At 41.6% G+C, this 22191-nt stretch carries 17 protein-coding genes and 1 pseudogene; 7 read left to right on the top strand and 11 right to left on the bottom strand.

Annotated features, from left to right (window positions below):
- Window positions 1–23: 23 nt before the first annotated feature.
- Complete coding sequence (locus B4U84_RS25690) at window positions 24–1391, bottom strand: APC family permease (RefSeq protein ID WP_131120971.1); 1368 nt, start codon at window positions 1389–1391, stop codon at window positions 24–26.
- A 446-nt stretch (window positions 1392–1837) separates the two neighbouring features.
- Here B4U84_RS25690 and B4U84_RS25685 point away from each other — a divergent pair, with 446 nt between their 5' ends.
- On the top strand, window positions 1838–2818 hold the full coding sequence (locus tag B4U84_RS25685) for a coiled-coil domain-containing protein (protein ID WP_131120970.1): 981 nt from the start codon (window positions 1838–1840) through the stop codon (window positions 2816–2818).
- 122 nt (window positions 2819–2940) lie between these two features.
- Window positions 2941–4026: a coiled-coil domain-containing protein gene (locus tag B4U84_RS25680; protein WP_131120969.1), complete on the top strand. Its 1086-nt coding sequence runs from the start codon at window positions 2941–2943 to the stop codon at window positions 4024–4026.
- A gap of 208 nt (window positions 4027–4234) precedes the next feature.
- Here B4U84_RS25680 and B4U84_RS30850 read toward each other — a convergent pair whose 3' ends face one another.
- From B4U84_RS30850 to B4U84_RS25660, 5 genes are all read right to left on the bottom strand, one after another.
- Window positions 4235–4375 (bottom strand): hypothetical protein, encoded by a 141-nt coding sequence (locus B4U84_RS30850; RefSeq protein ID WP_155950673.1) that lies wholly within the window; start codon window positions 4373–4375, stop codon window positions 4235–4237.
- A 677-nt stretch (window positions 4376–5052) separates the two neighbouring features.
- A complete protein-coding gene (hisA, locus tag B4U84_RS25675; protein WP_131120968.1) occupies window positions 5053–5826 on the bottom strand; it encodes a 1-(5-phosphoribosyl)-5-[(5-phosphoribosylamino)methylideneamino]imidazole-4-carboxamide isomerase in 774 nt (257 codons plus the stop codon).
- A gap of 151 nt (window positions 5827–5977) precedes the next feature.
- Entirely contained in the window at window positions 5978–6268 is a 291-nt protein-coding gene (locus B4U84_RS25670; RefSeq protein WP_017311953.1) for a DUF3593 domain-containing protein, read from the bottom strand.
- On the bottom strand, window positions 6265–6612 hold the full coding sequence (locus tag B4U84_RS25665; RefSeq protein ID WP_017311954.1) for a DUF2499 domain-containing protein: 348 nt from the start codon (window positions 6610–6612) through the stop codon (window positions 6265–6267). Before B4U84_RS25665 ends, B4U84_RS25670 begins: the two co-directional genes overlap by 4 nt.
- 233 nt (window positions 6613–6845) lie before the next feature.
- The gene (locus B4U84_RS25660; protein ID WP_026082020.1) at window positions 6846–7469 is read right to left on the bottom strand and encodes a pentapeptide repeat-containing protein; all 624 of its coding nucleotides are present in this window, start codon (window positions 7467–7469) and stop codon (window positions 6846–6848) included.
- A gap of 437 nt (window positions 7470–7906) precedes the next feature.
- On the opposite strand from B4U84_RS25660, the gene B4U84_RS25655 reads away from it, so the two are divergent.
- The gene (locus B4U84_RS25655; protein ID WP_131120967.1) at window positions 7907–13213 is read left to right on the top strand and encodes a translocation/assembly module TamB domain-containing protein; all 5307 of its coding nucleotides are present in this window, start codon (window positions 7907–7909) and stop codon (window positions 13211–13213) included.
- Window positions 13214–13428: 215 nt separating this feature from the next.
- Here B4U84_RS25655 and B4U84_RS25650 read toward each other — a convergent pair whose 3' ends face one another.
- From B4U84_RS25650 to B4U84_RS31715, 4 genes and pseudogenes are all read right to left on the bottom strand, one after another.
- Window positions 13429–14790 carry a cation:proton antiporter domain-containing protein gene (locus B4U84_RS25650; protein WP_017311958.1) on the bottom strand — a complete coding sequence of 454 codons (1362 nt, stop codon included), beginning with the start codon at window positions 14788–14790 and terminating at the stop codon, window positions 13429–13431.
- Window positions 14791–15067: 277 nt separating this feature from the next.
- The gene (locus B4U84_RS25645; protein WP_017311959.1) at window positions 15068–15400 is read right to left on the bottom strand and encodes a P-II family nitrogen regulator; all 333 of its coding nucleotides are present in this window, start codon (window positions 15398–15400) and stop codon (window positions 15068–15070) included.
- A gap of 84 nt (window positions 15401–15484) precedes the next feature.
- A complete protein-coding gene (locus tag B4U84_RS25640) occupies window positions 15485–16612 on the bottom strand; it encodes a sodium-dependent bicarbonate transport family permease (protein WP_017311960.1) in 1128 nt (375 codons plus the stop codon).
- A gap of 322 nt (window positions 16613–16934) precedes the next feature.
- Window positions 16935–17148 (bottom strand): annotated as a pseudogene (locus B4U84_RS31715) (SulP family inorganic anion transporter); the annotation flags it as partial.
- 582 nt (window positions 17149–17730) lie between these two features.
- On the opposite strand from B4U84_RS31715, the gene cobO reads away from it, so the two are divergent.
- Window positions 17731–18408 (top strand): cob(I)yrinic acid a,c-diamide adenosyltransferase, encoded by a 678-nt coding sequence (gene cobO, locus B4U84_RS25630; protein WP_017311963.1) that lies wholly within the window; start codon window positions 17731–17733, stop codon window positions 18406–18408.
- A gap of 227 nt (window positions 18409–18635) precedes the next feature.
- A complete protein-coding gene (locus tag B4U84_RS25625) occupies window positions 18636–19367 on the top strand; it encodes a hypothetical protein (RefSeq protein WP_017311964.1) in 732 nt (243 codons plus the stop codon).
- 112 nt (window positions 19368–19479) lie between these two features.
- Here the strand turns inward: B4U84_RS25625 and B4U84_RS25620 are convergent, their stop codons facing one another.
- Window positions 19480–20622, bottom strand: a complete 1143-nt coding sequence (locus B4U84_RS25620) for a quinone-dependent dihydroorotate dehydrogenase (RefSeq protein WP_278248356.1) — start codon at window positions 20620–20622, stop codon at window positions 19480–19482.
- Window positions 20623–20962: 340 nt separating this feature from the next.
- Here B4U84_RS25620 and B4U84_RS25615 point away from each other — a divergent pair, with 340 nt between their 5' ends.
- Both B4U84_RS25615 and B4U84_RS25610 read left to right on the top strand, forming a co-directional pair.
- Complete coding sequence (locus tag B4U84_RS25615; protein ID WP_131120965.1) at window positions 20963–21133, top strand: DUF2256 domain-containing protein; 171 nt, start codon at window positions 20963–20965, stop codon at window positions 21131–21133.
- A gap of 45 nt (window positions 21134–21178) precedes the next feature.
- Window positions 21179–22138 (top strand): isoaspartyl peptidase/L-asparaginase, encoded by a 960-nt coding sequence (locus tag B4U84_RS25610; RefSeq protein WP_131120964.1) that lies wholly within the window; start codon window positions 21179–21181, stop codon window positions 22136–22138.
- Window positions 22139–22191 lie beyond the last annotated feature (53 nt).

Here is a 22191-nt window from a genome sequence, read left to right as displayed (position 1 = left end):
CCTTATCCCCGATCCCCGATCCCCTATCCCCTATCCCTCAAAAGGTAGTGATCCAAGTAAAATAACGGGATTGCACAAGTCACTGCTACGACACCAACTATTGCTCCTACTCCCGTATAAGCCAAACTGGAGTAGAGTAAATAGCCGCAGACAAGACAAAATAGCAAAGGTAACCAAGGATAAAGCGGGACTTGAAACGGGCGGTTAAGATGAGGTTCTTTTCTTCGCAATATAAACAACGATATACCTGAAAGTAGGAAGAAAAACCAGAATACAGGGGCTGTGTAGTCTACCATTGTTTCAAAGCCATTGCGGGTGATACTACCTAGCCCCACCAAAGCTAAGGAAATCGCCCCCTGCAACAAAAAAGCTATATTGGGAGTACTTTTTTGATACTGCCAACTTCTCATAAATCGAAACAGTGAAAAGTCCTGTGCGAAGGCATAATTCGTACGTGCGCCAGTTAAAATAGTGGCGTTGATTGCTCCTAAAGCAGAAACTGCAACCAGTAAACTGAGAAAAAATGCTCCCCCTTCACCTAAAGCCTGACGCATCAAAGCAGCTGCGACTGCTTGCGACTGGGCCATTTCTACCAATCCCAATCCCCGCAGGTAAGCTAGATTGATCAACAGGTAAATAGCGGTGATAATGCCAATACTCCAAAGTAAAGACCGAACTATATTACGTTGTTTATCTTTGATTTCTGCCGAGATGTAAGCTGCCTCATTCCATCCACCATAGGATAATAAGACAAACACCATTGCTAATCCCCAAGTACCTTCAGAGTTGGAGGTAGTCGGAGGAGTGGCGGGATTAGGGGGAGTTGCTAAGGACAGTCCAATAATCACCACCAGCAGCAAGCCAAGGACTTTTACCAGAGTTAATAAGTTTTGTGTCCATTTACCTTGCTGCAAACCAAAAATATTTAATGCTGTTAATAGCGCGATCGCACTTGCTGCATAAATCGAAGCGGAAAAGGCTCCAAGTGGCAAAATTTGGGAGATATAATCACCAAAAACAAATGCCAACAGCGCAATAGAACCTGTTTGAATGACTATCATCCGCGCCCAAGCAAATAAGAAGGCGATTTGTTTTCCGAAAGCGCGCTTGAGGTAATGATAATTACCTCCCACATGGGGATAAGTCGTCGCTAACTCCGCGTAACACAAAGCCCCAATTAAAGATACTGCACCTCCTATCAACCACAACAGCACTACCGCAACATTACTACCTGCATTAGCCGCAACCAAAGCAGGGCTTTCAAAAATACCAGCCCCAATTACAATACCGACAATCAGGGCTACAGCATCAACAAATGCTAGTGAAGGCTTCGGTGCTGTGACTTCAGTTGTCCCTGTCTGCTTTGATAAGGCATAGTTTTCACGTTTCATATTGTATAGAGAAAGGGAAAAGCTAGAAGGAGTAAGTTTTGAGAATTTTTCCTGCTTACCCTCTAACTTTGTCCCATATGTGATAGTACGGTGAACTTTATGGTAAAGAGGGAGCACTGACTAATTTCCCTATCTCTAGAGTTAAAGATAAATATGACTTAAAAATGACAGCGGGAAGTTGACAAAAACAGATGAGCCTGAGTATAATTATTAGTACAAAAATACTAGCATCTCACCTCAAAAACTCAACTTTCGTTTATTGGCTCAGATCAAAAACAGGAAGTTGGTCAATATACAAATAGCAACCTCAACAACAAAGTTGCTTTCAATTCAGTATTTCCACTAGTCTGAAAATATTATTTTCAAGGCTACTCTCGACAAAGTATGGGGTAAGTCACAGTCTTGCTTGCTACCAAAAAATATTGCACATTAACTGGAGTTTAAGTATGAGCATAGTTGCTGCTAAGGATAGTAAACAACAACTCTTACAGGCATTTCAGCAAATATTGGCAGAGAATAAAAAGCTAGAATCAAAAATAGCTACCAAGCAAGAGTCAGCAGAAAAGGCAAAAAATAAACAAATTTTAGAAGTAGCTTCAACATACACAGTTGATAGTATTGTCAAAGGTTTAGCAGACTTACAATTGGAATTTGGTGGGATAGTCAATACACTCTCTGAGAAATTAGCGAAAGAAAACTCTAAATTAGATGAACTAAATCGGGCTATTGAAATTGAAACTCAAAATTTGAAAGAACTTCAACAAATTAGAGTTGTCGCAGACATATTAGATATCCTTACTCAAGAACATCAAGAAAAGCTGAAAACTCTAGAACAAGATACAAATAGTAAGCGAGAATCACTAGAAAAAGAGATAGAAGAAACACGAAAAGCTTGGCAGCAAGAAGAGCAATTATATGCAGAATCTGTCAAAAAAATTAATGATGTATTAGTAAAAGAGCGAGCTTTAGAAGTAGAAGAATATCTATATAAGTCAGATAATACTAAAAAAATTAATACAGATGCCTACGAAGCGAAAAAACGTCAACAAGAAAGGCAAATAGAAGAAAGCAATCAACAAAAACAAAAAAATTGGTCAGAAAGAGAAAAAATACTTTCTGCAAATAAATCTTTGTTTACAGAATATCAACAAGAAATAGGATCATTTCCTGTTGAGCTTGAAGAAGCGAGTAAAAAAGCCAGGGAAGAAGCAATTAAAGAAACTAGCCAAAAGGCAAAGGTGGAAGCAGATTTATTTGAAAAAGAATGGGAAGCTACTAAACAAAGCTACGAACTAAAAATTCAATCATTAGAAGAAACCATTCAAAGACAAGTTGAGCAAATAGAAGAAATAACATCCCAGCTACAAACTGCATTAAAGCAAGCTCAAGATTTGGCTTTGAGAGCTTTTAGTAATTCTGATAAATAATAAAATAGCCCAAAATTACGCTTTCAAATAAATTTAGGGCTAATAGCAAAAACTCACGTTGAGTGGGTTGACTTGCTTATTCATGAAGTCTTTCAATCAAAAATAGCGAATGGAGGTTGATTATGGCACCTAAAAAACCTAATGAAAAAAATACTAAATCAGAAATACTTGAAGCTTACAACGAACTAGTCAAAGAGAAATCAGCTTTAATATCTCAACTTGAGCAGTTAGCAAAAGAACGCGATTCTGTTCAAAAAAATCTGCCTAAATCAACTTCAGAAAATAAACCAGTCATGAATCAGCAATCAACTATTCAACAAAAAATGAACTTTACTATTGAAAGTCTTGGTAAAATTCAGATTGGCTTCGGTAGTGCAGCGAATGAATTATCAGAGCAACTGACAACAAAAGCGTCAACACTAGCAGAAATTAGACAATTAGTCGAGGATGAAATCCAGCAACTCAAAGAACTACATAATTTAGAAATTTCTGAAGAAATTTTAGATAGTCTCATTCAAACTTATGAAGAAAACGCTAAAGCTTATCAAGAAGAATATCGTCAGCGTTCAGAGGCTTTAATACAAGAAATTCAAGAGCAAAAGCAAGTTTGGGAAAAAGAAAAAGAAGAGTATAGAATATCAATGAAAGAAAGAGATGATAATCTTAAAAAATCTCGACACAGAGATGCAACAGAATATAAATATAATCTAGAACTCCAGCGCCAACTGGAAATGGATGAGTACGAACAACAGCAAAAGCTTTTATATAAAGAACTCGAAGAATTTCGCCAAGAAATAGAGAAACAATGGCTAGAAAAAGAGAAAGCGATCGCAGAACAAGAAAAACAATTTGAAGAGCATAAAACTAAAGTAGAAGCTTTCCCAAAAGAAAAAGAAGCAGCAATCAAAAAAGCGACAGAAGAAGGTAAAGGCATAGCCCATTATCAGGCTAAAATAAAAGCAGACTTATTTGCTAAAGAAGTCGAAGGACAAAAGCGTTTTTATGAACAAAGGTTGCAATCTTTAGAACAAACAATTACTAATCAGGAAGCACGTATTCAAAACCTATCTAAACAACTAGAATCAGCCTTAAAACAAGTTCAAGATTTAGCAGTGAAAGCTATTGAAGGATCTGCAAGTATGAATTCTTATCAAGCAATTAAAGAAATAGCTTTAGAACAGGCGAAAAGTCAAGTAAAGAATAAGTAAATTTTTGTTAATTATGCGCCGTAACGCACCTATCTATATAAATGGTGCGTTACATTTTGTGATCATTTACACTTTTCATTCAGTATTTACTTTTTAAAAAGCCTCTCATCCTTTGGTTTCTTTATTAGTATTAGTTTTAGGAGCGACGCTACGCTCTCTTCTTATGGGTCTGTCTTTAATGGGTGGTTGAGGTCGATTTGGTTTTTTACTAGCCATAATTTTTACCATTAAATTTAGTTCCTAAGATTAACAACACAACTGTTGATTTCATTTCCGGAAAATACTTAAGTAAGTCGGCACAAATGTAGATAGGCGCCATGGCACGTCTGGTACGAGTTGAAATCGTCATTTGTCATTGGTAAGGGTTTGGTACATATTTTGTTTTTGTAACTACCGCTATGTTTTTTCCGCCGACTTATACCATTTCACAAAAAATCTGATACAAATACAGACCATGTACCAGACGCGATATATCGCGTCTGGTACACAATTTATGTGTATCGTGATTAACGTGAAATGGTATTATTTAGAATCAAATTTTAAAGAAATAGAACTTACGCAAAAAACCTCTCAAACTCTTATTTCTCCGTGTACTCTGCGTCCTCTGCGGTTCATTTTTCCGTTACCTGTGCGTAAGTCCTGATAAAAAAACAGAGACGCAAAATCAGCGTCTCTACAAAGAGGAAACCCATTATGAAAATTTAAAAACTCAAAATTAAAAATTTCAATAAATGTGAAATAAAAAAGCAAATCAGTTATTAAAAAAGCAATCAGCAATCTACTTCACCTGAGTATTTCATTTATGCTGCTTTTGGTTTGGAGTTCTTGTTTTGGGCTTTAGGCTTATTACTACCAGATTCGGTTCTAGGTTTATTTGTGACAGGAGGTTGTTGGTTACTCATAATCATTAGGTAATTTTTTAACTGTCTACAACATGAACTACACCGTGGAAAATTTGGAATCCGGAAAATAAAAAAAATAACCGACCTGATAGTCAGTTAAAAAATATTAAGTTGAAAATGAGTACTAGGCAAATGCTGAAAAACCCAAATCGGGAGGTATATCTTGAATACGTCCAGAACCAACTGCTCGAACTGCTTCTGAGACAGAGATATCACCAGTGTACAAAGCACGACCAACAATCACACCTGTCACACCCTGGGGTTCTAACGCTAACAGACTCAGCAAATCTGTAATGGAACTAACCCCACCAGAAGCAATTACAGGAATATTGATTGCAGTAGCTAGTTCACGTAAAGCGTCTAAATTCGGCCCTGTGAGAGTACCATCACGATGAATATCTGTGTAAATTACCGCTGCTGCTCCTAATTCTTGCATTTGTACAGCAAGTTGCGTGGCAAGTACTTCTGAAGTTTCTAACCAACCACGAGTTGCTACCTTGCCATTACGAGCATCTATGCCGATAATTATTTTTTCGGGAAATTCTTGACAAAGTTGTTGCACAAGCTGCGGTTGTTCTACAGCCACAGTTCCCAAGATTGCCCATTGTATACCCAAATTAAATAACTGTTGTACGCTTTCTCGTGTCCGTAAGCCTCCACCAACTTCAATGGGTACAGACACAGATTGAGCGATCGCTTCTATTGCATCTAAGTTTACTAACTTACCGACTTTTGCGCCATCCAAATCAACCAAATGTAACCTAGTTGCGCCCTGTTCTACCCATTGTTTAGCAACATCGACAGGATTTTCGCTGAAAACTTGTGAGCGATCGTAATCTCCCTGATAAAGTCGCACACAACGACCTTCTAGTAAATCTATCGCTGGAATAACTTCCATGATTACCCTCAAATTTGTTTGTTGTTGATTGTTGGTAGTTAGTGGTCATTTGTCATTGGTCATTAGTCATTTGTCATTGAGCATGAATCAGTTAACAGTTTAATTTGATAACTGATAACTGATAACTGATAACTGACAAGTCTCCCTTGTCCTACTGTTTCGTCCCTTTGACTACTGCTTGGCGAAAACCCAAAACAATCAAAATATTAGCAAGGGTTAAAAAAGATTCTGCACTTCCATGCAACCAATCAACATTTGCCAAAGATTGATTGTAGTGCAGTTGAGCATAAATTCCTGCGGGGATAGTCACACCGACAAACACGAGGGTGCAGTAAAAACCATATAATGCCAAGCGTGGCATCTGCTTGACTCTGCTAATAAACCACAAGAAACCCAAGTAGGGAAACAGTGACAGGATAAATAGGGCTTCTTTTGAAATCATTGCTTTGATTCAATACTTTCTGTAGAAGTTACTTCAGTTGCGACTTCGCTAGATTTAGAACTGCGCCAAATCCACACAGCAGCCGCCCAAAGCGTAATATTACCAACTAAAGTCATGGTAGCTTGTAGTGTGACTAACCATTGTAGTGATTCTGCATTCTCAAAATAATGCCAAGTGCAAGCACACATTGCACTCACTAAGGCTGGTAACATACCCAAAGATAATGTCCACCAAGCACGATTACCAGTTACTTCACCGTATTGCCAGATTAACCAAATGGCAACAATCCACTCGATAACGCTAGAAACGTGAATAATCCAGGTGGGAATAGAAAGAACGTGCATGTTAGTCAATGGTCAGTTTTTAGAAGACGTCTTTTGAGTTTTTGATGGCTATATTATATGTGTAGCGATCGCCATTCTGACTTCAAAATACCAAGACTATGTAGATTCGGCGTTGCAAATGTTGCTTTATTATGACAAATATACTTGGTCAGTTCACATAGATTTTAGTCTAATAGTAAACCAGACCAACATTGCTTTGAGTAAAAACTTAAGCTTTTCTTATGAGTGGTTCGTTAATTAAAACTGTATGAAAGTAATGATTCAGACAAACAAGCGCCACTCAAATTGACATCACACAAATCAATATTATCCATGTTGGTACAACTGATATCCGCATAACGCAAATCTGTTCTTGACAAAATAGCTTTAGCCATGTTTGCTTGGTACAGGTCTGCTTTACTCAAATTAGCACCTGTAAGATTTGTCTTACTCAAATTTGCACCTGCCAAATTTGCACCTGTTAGGTCAGCGTAGCGCAGATCCGCACCTTCTAGATTTGCATCACTTAGATCAGCATAGCGTAAATCAGCTAGTCGCAGGTCTGCCCTAGCTAATATAGCCTTGTGTAAATCTGCTTTTACAAGGTTTGACCGAATTAGACAAGCTTTGCTCAAATTCGTCCAAATTAACAAGGCTTCTCTTAAATCAGTTCTCCATAAAGTTGCTTCTACCAGATTTGCTTCATTTAAATTTGCTCCCCGTAAACAAGCTCCCGATAGATTCGCCCCACTCAAGTTACCCTGACCCAAGTTAATTCCAACTAAGCAAATCTCTTTCAAGTTAACTCGTTGCAAGCTCACTTGCAAAAAATGTCTGTTACCCGCAGTATAGCGATCAAGAATGTCATTAGCGTCCATAATCCCAACACTCATGCATATTGCTTTACTTTTTTTGTAAACTTATGTAAATAAATATAACAAAAATTAGAAAAAAATCAATACTGAAGGCTAATAGATCCCCGACCTCTTTAAGGATACAGCTGGCGAATGGTGGGTTTAACCCCTCGTTCGCCCACAAATTGATTGTAGAGACGCTTCAAACAGCGCGTCTCTACATCTGGTGGAATGACGAAAAATCTTGATGAGGGGTGTCACCCCTGATTCGCCAGATGTATCCTTTAAGAAGTCGGGGATCTAAACAGTCATGTGATAAACCACACAATGAAAGCGTGAAAATCTATTCTTTTATGCCCAATCACTAATATGATTACTTACGCCCTACGCTCCTTGTACTTTCTGCCTTTTTGTACTACTTATGTTTTAGGCTCATCCCCAGCAGTATTGTTTAAATAAAAATGACAGGCTCTCCTACTCCAGATAATCAACCTCCGTCTCATTCCAACAGACACTTCTGGTTCCTGCTGTTAAGTCGTACTGGAATAACTCTAGGTGTGATTTTGCTAGTTGGAATTGCAGGAGGTGCTTGGTGGGCTTGGACATTTATCAACAAGAAGTTAGTACCATTAGTAGAAACTAATCTTGAGCAATTACTCGGACGACCTGTGCAAGTGGGAAAAGTTGAAGATTTTTCTTGGAATAGCTTGCGGTTTGGCTCATCATCAGTTCCTGCAACTGCCACCGACCCAGATAATCTTAAGATCAAAGCTGTCCAAGTACAATTTGATCCTTGGCAAGTAATCCAAAACCGGACTTTAAAGTTAAATGTAACGTTAGTCCAGCCTGATATTTATATTGCACAGGATAAACAAGGTCGCTGGGTGACGACAACAATTAAGTCTAGTCCTGAAGAACAGGTTGGTTTTATTCAAACCGAATTAGAAGGAATTCAGTTTCAAGGTGGTGATCTCACTCTACAACCATTTTCTCAAGCGAAAAAACCGAAAGCAGCTGTAGGATTTAATCAAGTCAATGGCTCGGCTCGCTTCTTAGAACGAAATCAACTAATTACCTTTAAAGTCAACACTACACCTGTCAATGGGGGCGATTTACAACTTGTTGGCAATACACGCCCTAATATAGGGAAAATTAACCTGAAGATTAATGCTGCTGATTTATTAGCGTCTGATCTTTCTCGCTTAGTAGAGACACCAGTAGATATCCAAGCTGGTCGTGTGGATAGTAATTTAACAGTTCAGTTACAACCTAATCAGCCAGAAATTGCTCTGTTTGGAAACGTAGAATTAAATCAAATCACTGCACAAGTTGCGAATATTCCCACAAAAATTTCTCAGACCACAGGTCAACTAAACTTTCAAAATCAACAGATTGCTCTCGAAAATCTGACTACACTTTATGGTAGTGTACCAGTTCAAGCTCAAGGGACAATCAATACTCAAACTGGGTATAACCTCACAGCACAGGTGAAGCCAGTTAACCTCAAGAATGCTTTAGACTCTTTGAATGCAAAGTTACCAGTACCTGTAGCTGGTACAGTGCAAGCAAATATTAAAGTGCAGGGTTCACTACAAAAACCCATCGCTACTGGCAATATTAGTACAGTCAAAACTGCTCAAATTGACCGCCTCATTTTTGATCAAATTAGCACTAACCTACGGCTAACTCCCAATGAACTAGTTCTGGCTGACATCCAAGCTACTCCCAATGTAGGAGGGAAAATTACTGGTAGTGGTCGAGTTGCTTTAGGAGAGCAAAATCAAGTAGCTGTTAACTTACAAGGGCAAAATTTACCAGGAGATGCGATCGCCAAAACCTACGAAGCTGCACCCCAAATTCAAATTGGCAATCTATCGGTAAATACACAAATAACTGGTGTTCCTAGTAACCTCAAAGCAGTAGCTCAGGTACAAGCACCTAATGCTACCTATCCCGCGAGATTAGAAGTTGCGATCGCCAGCAACAACTCTGGAGTGATTAGACTCCAAGATGCTGTTGCCAAAATCGCAGGGGGTACAATCACAGCTAGAGGACAGCTTGTACAAAAACGCTGGCAAGGTGTGGTTGATGCCAATAATATTCAACTTAGTAACTTTGCTCAAGTACCACCCCAGTATCGAGAGGGAGTTGTTAACGGTGAATTTAATCTAGCTGGGACTACTGATTCCTTCCAACTTGCTAATATTCAAGCTACAGGTCAGGCGAGACTAAATTTAGCAGAAAGTACTGTTAATCTCAGGGATATTCAACTTAATAATGGTCGTTGGCAGACAATAGCAAATGCTTCCCGAATACCACTAAGTCGTGTTGCTCAAAATATACAGGGTCAAATCGCTAGTGCTAACTTACGCCTGTCGGGAAACACTAATTCTTTCCAACTTGCAGATATTCAAGCTGCGGGACAAGCTAATGTAAATGTAGCATCAGGAACATTAAACTTAAGTAATATTCGCCTGAATAATGGTCGCTGGCAAGCAGTTGCTAATGCTGATAAAATTCAACTGAATAATTTATCCCAAAATTTACGCGGTCAACTCAGTGGTCGAGTCGGCTTAACGGGAACTGTAGCATCATTTGGGCCATCCGCCATTCAAGCCAATGGAAATGTACGCCTGTCTCAAGGTTTAGCCCAACTCCAACAACCACTCACTGCTCAATTTCAATGGAATGGTGAACAATTACGAATTATACAGGCAACTGCACCAGGTTTGAGGGCTGCGGGTACGGTGGCGATCGCATTTACAGACACAACTACACCACAAATCCAAAACTTCAACTTGGATGTATTAGCACAGAATTACAACTTGCAAACCCTGCCTTTTAATTTACCTGGAAATGTGGCGATCGCAGGTACACTTGATTTTGATGGCATAGTCACAGGCACTCCCAGCACTCCTATAGCTTCTGGTAAAATCCAATTAGAAAACTTTAAAGTTAATCAACTAGCATTTGATCCAGTCTTAACTGGTCAGATTAGTTATCAACCAGAACAAGGAACTCAACTGCAACTACGAGGAAAACAAGACCAAATCGCCTTGAACCTTGACCCTAACTATCGTCCCACTTCATTTTTAGTTCAACGTGATGGTACTGTCGCCACTGGTAGAAGTCAAGGAGACAATCTCCTAGTTAATCTGCGAAACTTTCCTTTATCTGTAGTAGAAGGTTTTATTCCTAGCGGTGCGAGAAATTTTGGTCCTGTGGCTGGAAATGCTTCGGGTAACTTTGTCGTTAATTTATCCGAGTCTACCGTTGCAGGTAATGTGAATGTAACTCAACCTCAAATTGGTAGACTTACCGCCGATGAATTTCGTGGTCAGATTGGTTTTGCTGATGGTGTTTTCAGTTTATCACAAGGCGAATTGCGCCAAGGTACAGGTCGTTACTTACTCAGTGGTAAACTTCCAATCACAGGTAATCAACCATTAGATTTTCAACTCAGCTTTGACCAAGCCAGAATCGAGAATATCTTATCGGCGCTGAATATCTATGATTTTTCAGACATTAGCACTGGTTTGCAACCTCCAAATTTCGCTGGTGCAGAAGCACTGAGTACTGTCCCTGTTGGTCAACCGAATGCATCTTTGGCAACAAAATTAGAGTTGTATAATCAAATTTCAGCTTTAGTAGCACAACAAAAACAACAGCAACAGCAACAAGCACGAGTCCCTACCTTAGCAGAATTAAGCGGTCCAATTAACGGACAAATTCAAGTCACAGGGACTTTGCAATCAGGATTGAATACTAGCTTTAATCTGACAGGTTCTAACTGGGTTTGGGGTGATTATAAAATCAATGAAGTCATTGCCAATGGCAATTTTACAGATGGTGTTGTCAGATTACAACCCCTACGAGTAAATTTAGATGGGTCACTTCTTGCTTTTAGTGGACAGTTGAGTCAAGAACAACTATCTGGACAAGCGCGCATCGAAGCATTACCAGTTGCACTCGTCAAGCCTTTCATCCGAGATTTACCTGTAGAAGTTACAGGTAATTTTAATGGACTTGTGACTCTGGCAGGTAGTTTGAAAAATCCGACAGGGATTGGAGAAATAGCGCTGGTGGATGGAAGTATTAATAATCAATCTATTCAGACAGCACAAGTAAGTTTTAATTACAATAATGCTCGGTTAAATTTTGGCAGCAATATCTCAGTCACGGGAACAGGTACAGAACCAGTAGACATTATAGGTAGCATTCCCTTAAGCTTGCCTTTTGCCACAGTCAAACCAGATAGTGACCAAATTAACATCAATGCAAATGTTAGAAATGAAGGTTTAGCAATTTTAAATGCTTTGACCAACCAAGTAAATTGGGTTGGAGGTCAGGGAAATGTAGATATTCAAATTGGTGGTACGTTGCAGCAGCCCAATACTACTGGTATTGTCACAGTGAGAAATGCTACTTTGAAATCACCTAACCTTTCTCAACCATTGACAGATGTCACAGGAACAATTAGATTTGCAGGCGATCGCTTCAATGTTGAAGGTCTACAAGGAAAATATAGCCGGGGACAACTAATAGCAGCAGGGATTCTACCTATTTTTGCCACTCAAAACGCCCTCCAGCAAGCACAAACTAATCCTCTGACTGTCGTATTAGAAAACCTCAGGCTGAATTTACCAGAATTGTATACAGGGGGAGTCAGTGGGAATGTGGTAATTAGAGGCACAGTACAAACCCCCCGATTAGCTGGAAATGTGCGACTCCAAAACGGTCAAATATCTTTAAATCAGAATGCTGAGACTTCTCAAGCCACAGGTACAACACCCGTAAATAATTCTGTAACAAATAGCGAGATTTTTTTAGAAAAACCTGCTCTGAGAATTACAAACACTCCCCCTAGCCCGTCACAAAAAACAGCTAATTCTTCAGCTTCTCCCATTTCAGAACGCATCAATTTACCTGTAGAATTTGCAAATTTCCGCGTCATCCTCGATAACGATGTGCGCGTCACTCAAGAACCACTATTCAGCTTTGTTACAAAAGGAGATATTACCCTCAACGGAACTTTAGCTAATCCCCGTCCTCAAGGAGTGATCAATCTTAAACAAGGTCAAGTCAATTTATTTGTGACTCGATTTACCTTAGCCCGTGGTTATGACCAAACCGCCACTTTCACCCCTAAACAGGGATTAGACCCTATTTTGAATGTGCGACTAGTGACATTGGTACCGCAATATAACAGGAGTCGATTACCAACCACACCCACATCTAGCGAGATTAATGATTCTTCTCCCAACGCCTTGGGTACTTTCAACACCGTTCGCATCCAAGCCAGTGTCCAAGGCCCAGCCAGTAAATTATCTGAAAATTTACAACTGACTAGTGAACCTAGTCGTACAGAAGCAGAAATTGTTGCTTTGTTGGGAGGTTCTTTTATCAACGTCTTTGGTCAACCTGATGCAACCAGTATCGGTATTGCGACTCTAACTAACTCTGAAATATTTGCAAACTTTCAAGGTAGGATTAGTCAACTTGCTGAGGCGATCGGTTTAAGAGAATTCCAGATTTTTCCCACCATCCAGCCTAGTGCAAGGGGAGAAAATTCAGTCCTGAGTTTAGCAGCAGAAGCCGCAATTGGTATTTCTAACGATATTTCTTTTTCAGTATCACGAGTTTTTTATGCCAATGACTCCTTCCGTTACAACTTGCTCTATGAACTCAGCGATCAACTAGTCATCAGAGGTTCTACCGATTTAAATGATGAAAGTCGAGCAGAAATTCAATATGAAACAAGATTTTAACCTCTTGTGTCACCTATTCCCGCAAGGAGGCTCCCGCTTACTCGAAGAGAAGCAATGTATTAGTAAAGAGTTTCCCCAATTAAAAAAACTACCGTCTCTGTGGACAAATGGCTACTTAAAAGCCTACGCTCACCGCTTGCGGTGAGCGTAGGTAGTTTACCCAACCTCGTGCCACAATCATCCATTGAGTGAACAGCCGTAATCTCGTGAAACCGTTACTTACTTGCTGTTTCTACAGCCGTGGTAGATTCTGGGATGGGATTCGTGGATGAACCAAAAGCAACCCGTAAAAAAGGTGGAGCCAGGAAAGTTGTCAAAATTACCATGATAATAATCGACACCTCCAGCGGCTTATCCAAAATGCCGCTAGCTGAACCGATGCCAGCAAACACTAGACCCACCTCACCTCGAGGGATCATCCCAACCCCGATCGCTACTCGATTGATGCCGGGTTGTCCAAACACTGCCCAACCTGTGATCAGCTTGCCGATAATCGCCACCCCCATCAAAAAGACAGCAATCAATAGTCCTGCCCGATTCTCCGGTACCGTCGGGTTCAAAACACTGAGGTCGGCACGCGCTCCCACCGTCACAAAAAAGATGGGTACCAGTAAATCGGCGATTGGTTTGATTAATTCATCTAACTCGTTCCGGGCATCGGTTTCATCGAGCACCAAACCCGCTGCAAAGGCACCCAAAATCGCTTCGAGATGAATGGCGTTACCTAAAAATGCCATAAAGAAAGCGAAGATGAATGCTGGAATCACAATATTTCCACGGGTTTTGAGCTGCTCTACGATCGCCACAAAACTTTTGTTAAAGACACCCCCCAATAAAATTGATCCAATCAAGAATGCCGTAGCACTGACAATCAAGTAAATAACATTGGCGACATCAATCTCACCGGTTTTGGCTAAACTGGCGACTACAGCCAGGACAATAATGCCGAGGACATCATCAATCACCGCCGCGCCAACAATGATTTGCCCTTCTTTGGATTTGAGTTGACCTAACTCTGACAACACTTTAGAGGTAATGCCAATACTCGTTGCCGTTAACGCGGCCCCTGCAAAAATCGCTGGAATGGCTGCTACATGAAAGAGCATCATTAACCCTGCCGTGCCTGCTGCAAAAGGTGCCGCGACTCCGACACAGGCGACAACCGTGGCTTGAATTCCCACTTCCTTAAGTTGCCGCAGATCGGATTCCAGTCCAATTTCAAACAGCAAAATAATCACGCCGATTTCAGCTAGAACAGAAATCACTTCACTTTGCGACTCAAAGATCCGGGTCAGCGCATCCGGTGCCAATTGATTCAATCCTTGCAGCGCTGTCATAATCACCGAGTCAGAGGCAGACAGCCCCCCTTCAGGAAAGATCACCAGGTGCAACGCCGAAACGCCGACAATCACACCGACGACCAGTTCCCCCAGGACGGGCGGAAAATCCAATCGCCTAGCGACCTCTGCGCCGAACTTGCTGGCCAGATAAATCACCACCAGCGTCAGCAATACGCCAGACAAAATAATGGGTGAATCCTCAGCAACAACGGTTGCCAGGAATGGTATCGGAGCCATGAGAGCGGACATCCCCCCACTGAAAGGAGGCAGAATGTTGGACAAAATCATGAGTTTAAAGCAATGAAGGTTAAGGGTTTGAGGAAGTTATAAAACTGCGGGGGGAAGGACTTCTGCGCCAGGGTCAACGTCCTGCGGACACGAAACACGGTCACTCAAAAGCCGAGGTCATGACCTCGGCTTTTGGGGTCTGCGTCGTCTCGATGCAACAGCCGTCTGACCCACAGAAACTCGCACTAATGGCTCGCTTGTTCCTTTTATGGCGCGTCGTTTCGACTCAACAGCCCTCTGGTCCACAGAAATGTCTCCCGTACAGTACCTCTGCTTCACAGATATAGATAATGCCCGCAAAATCGGTGAAAAACTTGATTGCGACCTGATCCGCAATCTTCTCTGCCATCTCCCGGGTTTCGGTGAGTACCTCGAACTTCACATTGGAATCGGTGTCGGCAGTGTTGGGTTTACCCGTAGAGCGCACGTTGCGACTGCCTTTACCGCCAGTATCCACCACCGTATAACCAGTCGCCCCGCATTCATCAATGATCTTGGCGACCTTTTTCATCAGAACCTTTTCCGTGACGATGACGAGCTTGTTGGCACGCTTGGCCATGTTGGTTACCTCCTGAAATGATGTAATTTATCTACTTGGTCTGCCCGGTCAAGGAAGCGCCGACAGACCTCAATCCGTCTGGGATTAGCCGCCGATCGCCTGAGCAAGTCCGAGGAAGAACGGTATACACAAGCCAATCGCAACTGGCGTACCGACGGCTGTGGACGCGCCTATATAGGCGGAGGGATTAGCTGATGGGATACCGGCTCGCAAGGTGGGCGGACCTGAGATGTCTGAACTAGAGGAGGCGATGACAGCTAGGATCACAACACCGCCCATGCTGAAGTTCATGGTGTAGTGGGCAATCATGCCGAGACCGAAGGCGATTAGCCCATGTACAAACGGTGCCACCACACTATATACAACGTACCACTGGGCTACCTTACGCAGTTCGCCAATTCTTGACCAAGCTTCCATCCCCATGACCAGCATCAAGATCGAAAGCAAGCCACGAAAGGCGGGATCGTAGAAGCTTTTATAGACACTTTCCGGTTGGGTGAACAGTCCCAGAGCCAGACCTAGCAACATTGCCGATAAGGCAGGACCCCGGAGGCTTTCCTCGATAATTGGCCATACCTTGACCTTGTTATCCCCAGCATCCTGCTGTTGGCTGAGATACTCCTGCCGGGTGCTGGGATAATCTTTTTGATCGGGATAATCACCAGCCGCAACAGGCTGCTCGCTAAAAGAATGCTGCTCAATAGAGTAGGCTGCTTCTTTACGCTTCTTCTTGTTGAGGTAAATGTTGGCGATAACAATTGCAGTTACGAGCGCTGGGATATCCATGAAGGGATAGAGTGCGCCAGCCCATGCCTCGTATGCCATCTTTTGTTCTTCCAGTACCGTCAGACCGGCAGCCATGGTAGAGCCACTCACAGCACCAAACAACCCCCCAGTTGCGATCGCATCAACGACTTTGACCTTTGGCAGCTTGGCTAACGTATAGCGCGAGATGAATACAATCGTAATCCCTGTTATTACAGCAAAGATCATGGGTAACACCATCTCCGTCAGATTAGAATTGCGGATCGCAATTCCACCGGTCAGACCGATTTTGGTGAGCAGCATGAAGACGATGATCGTACAAATCGACTCAGGAATGACCAATTCGCTACCGAGGGCAGCAATGATCATGCCACCAATCAAAAAGGCGAGCGTTGGGGACTGCAATTGGGCAATGAAGTCCTTCACGAACAGCGACACAAAATCCACGAATACCTCCTTGTGACTCCTCTGACGAGGATTATTGCAATAAATGAACTAAGTGAACTCTAAAGAGTTAAAGAGAGTAAGAGTGAGGCACTTCATCCTTACAACACAGCAAGGCCGTTTCATTCGTAATTAAATGTATTTTGTCAATATCATTGGCGATAAATCTCAGGGCAAAATTCATAAATTTTTGACTATCTTGATGTCTAAAATTGAATCCCAAGCTCGTTTTTGATATCCTGAACCCTTGCATTTTCAAGCATTTTAGGGAATGAAACAGCTCTGCTACAACACAGGTGTTGCACGAGAACCTATAGACAGGGCTTACGGTCATTGCCCCGGTCGGTTCAGAGATCAACGTTGGGATACCGCCAAACAGGGCGGCAAAAAAGCCGCCACCAACTGCCCCATAGAGTCCGCCGAGGGCCCCAACCCCCAAAGGCCAGAGCCAGGGGTAATGAGACAACGGCAGTCGTGATACCACCGAAGATATCGCCCCCGACGTTATTAAACTGGATGAGACTGGTGATTGCTATCATTGAGGTAAATGAACGGTAGATCTAACCAACTAGAACCGACCCATTTCATAGAAAGGATGGGTTATAGATAAAAGTCGGCTGGAGAATGGAATCTAACATCTGCGATCGCGCATTCAAAGAAGTCTCAACAACAGACTGCCGAGAATGATTGCCGAGCGACTTCAAGCTCTGAAAAACTAAATCGTAATAGTTAAATCATTTGGATATTTTTAACTGTACGCTACTTCGGGTAGTAATACTTATCTGAGTGATCAAGAAAAAAGTTTTTGTATGTATAGATATTCTTCTATGGTTTTTAGATCACTGACACCGCGAAGCCAGCGGTCGGGGGCAGCAGCCCAACTCTAGATTACCAAGTTAATGTTTTGTTACTGTAGTGGAAAATTTCGTTGCCTACCTACTTAAGTAAATCACAATAGGGTTCCCCAAAATTATAAACGCTGACGGAAAATAACAATTGCTTCAACGTTGGTAAGCTGATATCTTGCACCTAGCTCTAAATTAAAATTTGGGCTTCAAGCTAAAGTTGGTTTTTAATCAACTGGCTAAGGTTTTAACCCTTTTTAATGAGTTTAAGCATAGATGAATACCGACAAATTTGCTGACTTGAATCTAGACATAGAGGCTAACCGCTTAATAGAGGAAGCGTCATCCTCAACCCTAACTGATGAACAGTATCGCCAAAAAATGCAGCGACGCAAGCAAGTGCAAGATCAACGCATAGCAAAAGCAATACCAGACAAAGGCTTAATAATACTTCATACTGGCAATGGTAAAGGAAAAACGACCGCAGCCTTGGGAATGATATTGCGATCGCTCGGTCATGGATACAAAGTGGCGATTGTCCAATTCATCAAAGGTGCTTGGGAACCGTCAGAAAAAAAGGTTTTTAGCCTTTGGCCAGATCAATTAGAATTTCATGCTATGGGAGAAGGCTTTACCTGGGAAACCCAAAATCGCGATCGCGACCTTGAAAAAGCACAAGCCGCTTGGCAAAAAGGATTAGAATACATCCGCAACCCAGAATTTAAGCTGGTGCTATTAGATGAAATAAATATTGCCATTAAACTTGGATATTTGCGTGTAGAAGAAATTTTGCGGGGTTTAGCACAAAAACCAGTCAATAATCACGTTATTCTTACAGGCAGAGGCGCACCTCTAGATTTGATCGAACGTGCTGATTTAGTCACAGAAATGACATTAGTAAAGCATCCCTTCCGTGACCAAGGTGTAAAAGCTCAACCAGGAATTGAATTTTAAGTCATTGGTCATTTGTCATTTGTCATTTGTCATTGGGCATGAATCAGTTATCAGTTTAATTTGATAACTGATAAGTGATAACTGATAACTGACAAGTCTCCCTTGTCCCCTGATCCCCGATCCCTTTTCTGGAAAATTTTTGGCAAATACACAAAAACTACAAACTTTTGTCCCAATTTTTGCCAAGATAATATTATTTCCCTAAAAGTCATCTGGCAAAAATGGGCATGAGTGAAAACAAAATAGAATATTATGGCAAAGGATACCTAGTTCTGCTTTTGCCAATATCGTTTTTAATAATTTTCCTGGTCGCAACTTGGCGAATTTGGCTGGCGTTAATATTTCTGGCGTTGGCTATCAATATCTGGCAGCGCTATCAGTGGCAAAAATGGTGTTTGCAAGTGAACCCGATGTTTAACCAGTTAATTCGGGAGAATCAAGGCAAAATCACCCCAATGGATTTAGCAATTAAGGGGAATTTTTCTGGGGAAACGGCAAAACGCTATCTGGATACAAAAGTAGCAGAATTTGCCGGCAGCGTGATTAATTCTACAGAGGGTGGTAAGGTGTATTACTTTATCACTGCTGGTACTCTCGGTAGTATCTTTGATAGTAGCGAACCAGTAAAAGAACTTCCTCATCCAAAGGATAACAAAATGATGGAATCTTTACTGGCACCACCACCTTCACAACCACAGCAACTAGAACCAGAAACTGAAACTCTACAACACACACATCAGGAAGAAGTTAAGCAATCTTTAGAACAACAATTAGTTTTCGGTTCTCTAATTCAATCGGAATTAGCGAAGCGTCTCAATGTGTATTCCAGCACTGTATACAAAAGAAGAGATGACCCAAACTTTCCTGAGTGGAGTCGTAGCAAAGATCCAGATGGTATCGCTTGGAGTTTTTCACCGAAAACTAAGGAGTTTTTCCCTTTAGAAGAACAAAATAGCTAAAGGATGAAGGATGAAATCAGTGTAGATGCCTAGCGCCTTGCCGCAGTCTACAATAAACAATTACCATTCATCAATTAACAACTTCCACTGATAACTGATCACTGATAACTGATCACTGATCCATACCAACTGCTTGGGAGATTGAATTTAATCCTGTTTGTTCTAACTGAGCAAGCAGCCCTTCGAGAATACGGCGTATCATCAATGGGCCAGAATAAATCCAGCCTGTATAGACTTGGATGAGGGAAGCACCAGCAGTTATTTTTTCCCAGGCGTCTTCTGGGGTAAAAATACCACCAACGCCGATGATCGGTATTTTCCCTTGAGTTTGCTGGCAAATAAACCGAATGATCTCTGTGGAGCGATCGCGCACTGGCGCACCACTAATTCCACCCGCTTCTTCTTGTGGTGATTTGCCTGTTTTGGCAATCACCTGTGTTTTAAGCCCATCACGGCGAATGGTGGTGTTAGTAGCAATGATTCCCGCCAATTGATAAGTTTGAGCGAGGGAAATAATGTCAGCGATCGCTTCCCACTCTAAATCCGGCGCTATCTTGACAAAAATAGGCTTTTGTGAATTATTTTCTGTTTGTAATGCTGCCAAAATTGAACTTAGCATCGTTGCATCTTGGAGCGATCGCAAACCTGGTGTATTGGGAGAAGATACATTCACTACAAAGTAATCTCCCAATTCTTTGAGTAGGCGAAAACTATTGAGATAATCTTGGGCAGCTTCCTCTAGTGGCGTCACCTTAGATTTGCCCAAATTTATACCTATAGGTATGGTTGGAGGGAACAGTTGTTTACATTCTGCTAACCGCCCCGCCATCGTAGCAGCTCCACTATTATTAAAGCCCATGCGATTGAGAGCAGCTTTGTCTAAGGGTAAGCGAAATAAGCGGGGACGAGGATTACCCGGTTGAGCAACAAAAGTTACAGTTCCGATTTCTGCAAAACCAAAACCAAAACTCGACCAGATACTAGTAGCAACCCCATCTTTGTCAAACCCAGCAGCCAAACCTACGGGGTTGGGAAAATTTAGTCCAAACAGGGTTTGTTCAAGACGTTTATCAGTAACAGACAAGGAATTTTGTAAGCGTTTGACGATTAAACTAGTAGGAGGGCGATCGCCATTGTTTGCTAGCCACCGAAGACTACGAATTGTTGAATAATGCAGCCATTCTGGATCTGCGTCGAGCAAATCGAAGAATAACGGACGAATTAAAGCTTGATAAATATCCAAATTTTGCTTGATTTTAAGTATGGTTTTTGTTTGTTGTTTGCAACTCTGCTCTGACCATCTTATATATTAGCAAGCTATGTTTAACGGTAATCAGGTAACCTTCTTCTGCTCAATACAGTAAAATTATATACAGAAATTAGTCCGAATAATTGCTTTGATTGAGTCATTCAAAATCAGGGTTAAAAAAATTTAGTTACTCAATGACGGGCTTAACCTAACTATTTCATAATTGATGAATTTGCAATTCAAATTCCGCATTCCGAATTTTAAAAGTCGTCTACATCTGTAACAAACAGCTATAATTGATCTCCATCTCAAGTGGAATCGATTTAAAAAGCAGCACAGTAGAAATATGGGACGTAGCCGTTCTAAATCTGACTTGCCTACAAAAATTTGTCCGGTATGTCAGCGTCCGTTTACGTGGCGCAAAAAATGGGCAGATTGCTGGGACAAGGTGAAATACTGTTCAGAACGCTGTCGTCGTCGCCGTTCTACAGCTGAAGATCAAAATAATGAATTGTAAAAATACTTAGACTCAAATTACACAAATTACATAAATCAAGGGGAGATGAAGACACAGGTGCAACCTAAGTTAATTATTCATGGGGGGGCTGGTAGTTCTTTGCATGGAAAAGGCGGAGTAGAAGCGGTACGCAATTCACTTCATAAAGTTATAGAAGAAGTGTATTCTCTTTTACTTTCTGGTGCAACTGCGAAAGAGGCAGTAGTGTGCGGGTGTCAAATGTTAGAAGATAACCCTCGTTTTAATGCAGGTACTGGTTCTGTACTGCAATCAGATGGTCAAATCCGCATGAGTGCTGCTTTGATGGATGGCACAACTCAAAGCTTTAGTGGTGTAATCAATGTTTCACGGGTGAAAAATCCCATCGATTTGGCAAAAGCTTTACAAGGTTCTCCAGACCGAGTGTTGTCTGATTATGGTGCAGCTGAGTTGGCGCGGGAATTACAAATTCCTAGTTATAACGCTTTAACTGATTTGCGCTTGCAAGAGTGGATTCAAGAACGCCAGCAAAATTTTAAAAGTACAATGGCTGGGGTAGTTGCAGAACCAGAACTAGTAGAAACCAGCAGCGATCGCCGTGGAACAATTGGTGTTGTGGCTTTAGATACCGAAGGAAAGCTAGTTGTTGGTACTTCTACTGGTGGGAAAGGGTTTGAAAGGATTGGACGTGTGAGTGATTCTGCAATGCCTGCTGGTAATTATGCCACTAAGTATGCTGGTGTTAGTTGCACTGGTATTGGAGAAGACATTATTGATGAGTGCCTAGCAGCAAAGATAGTGGTGCGTGTTACCGATGGTATGTCACTAAAAGAAGCCATGAAGCGCTCATTTGCAGAAGCTTATGAGAATAAGCGGGATTTTGGAGCGATCGCCTTAGATGCAACTGGGGCGATCGCTTGGGGAAAAACTAGCCAATCCTTACTCGCTGCTTTTCACGACGGCGAAAAAATCGGTGACACCCTAGAACTTCCTGAAAGTACAGAAGTTGGGTGTATTGAGAATTAGAGATTGGGGATCGGGGATCGGGGATCGGGGATCGGGGATCGGGGATCGGGGAT

Origin of the sequence: Westiellopsis prolifica IICB1 (assembly GCF_004323185.1) — a bacterium.
In the GTDB taxonomy this organism is placed as follows: domain Bacteria; phylum Cyanobacteriota; class Cyanobacteriia; order Cyanobacteriales; family Nostocaceae; genus Pelatocladus; species Pelatocladus prolificus_A.
Note: the sequence above shows the minus strand (reverse complement) of the source record. Positions and strands in the feature narration are given on the sequence as shown.

What these genes read in the sequence shown, in the direction of transcription:
- B4U84_RS25690 (WP_131120971.1), bottom strand. Translation starts at nt 1,391, where the DNA reads ATGAAACGTGAAAACTATGCCTTATCAAAGCAGACAGGGACAACTGAA.
- B4U84_RS25685 (WP_131120970.1), top strand. Translation starts at nt 1,838, where the DNA reads ATGAGCATAGTTGCTGCTAAGGATAGTAAACAACAACTCTTACAGGCA.
- B4U84_RS25680 (WP_131120969.1), top strand. Translation starts at nt 2,941, where the DNA reads ATGGCACCTAAAAAACCTAATGAAAAAAATACTAAATCAGAAATACTT.
- B4U84_RS30850 (WP_155950673.1), bottom strand. Translation starts at nt 4,375, where the DNA reads ATGACGATTTCAACTCGTACCAGACGTGCCATGGCGCCTATCTACATT.
- hisA (WP_131120968.1), bottom strand. Translation starts at nt 5,826, where the DNA reads ATGGAAGTTATTCCAGCGATAGATTTACTAGAAGGTCGTTGTGTGCGA.
- B4U84_RS25670 (WP_017311953.1), bottom strand. Translation starts at nt 6,268, where the DNA reads ATGATTTCAAAAGAAGCCCTATTTATCCTGTCACTGTTTCCCTACTTG.
- B4U84_RS25665 (WP_017311954.1), bottom strand. Translation starts at nt 6,612, where the DNA reads ATGCACGTTCTTTCTATTCCCACCTGGATTATTCACGTTTCTAGCGTT.
- B4U84_RS25660 (WP_026082020.1), bottom strand. Translation starts at nt 7,469, where the DNA reads ATGGACGCTAATGACATTCTTGATCGCTATACTGCGGGTAACAGACAT.
- B4U84_RS25655 (WP_131120967.1), top strand. Translation starts at nt 7,907, where the DNA reads ATGACAGGCTCTCCTACTCCAGATAATCAACCTCCGTCTCATTCCAAC.
- B4U84_RS25650 (WP_017311958.1), bottom strand. Translation starts at nt 14,790, where the DNA reads ATGGCTCCGATACCATTCCTGGCAACCGTTGTTGCTGAGGATTCACCC.
- B4U84_RS25645 (WP_017311959.1), bottom strand. Translation starts at nt 15,400, where the DNA reads ATGGCCAAGCGTGCCAACAAGCTCGTCATCGTCACGGAAAAGGTTCTG.
- cobO (WP_017311963.1), top strand. Translation starts at nt 17,731, where the DNA reads ATGAATACCGACAAATTTGCTGACTTGAATCTAGACATAGAGGCTAAC.
- B4U84_RS25625 (WP_017311964.1), top strand. Translation starts at nt 18,636, where the DNA reads ATGAGTGAAAACAAAATAGAATATTATGGCAAAGGATACCTAGTTCTG.
- B4U84_RS25615 (WP_131120965.1), top strand. Translation starts at nt 20,963, where the DNA reads ATGGGACGTAGCCGTTCTAAATCTGACTTGCCTACAAAAATTTGTCCG.
- B4U84_RS25610 (WP_131120964.1), top strand. Translation starts at nt 21,179, where the DNA reads ATGAAGACACAGGTGCAACCTAAGTTAATTATTCATGGGGGGGCTGGT.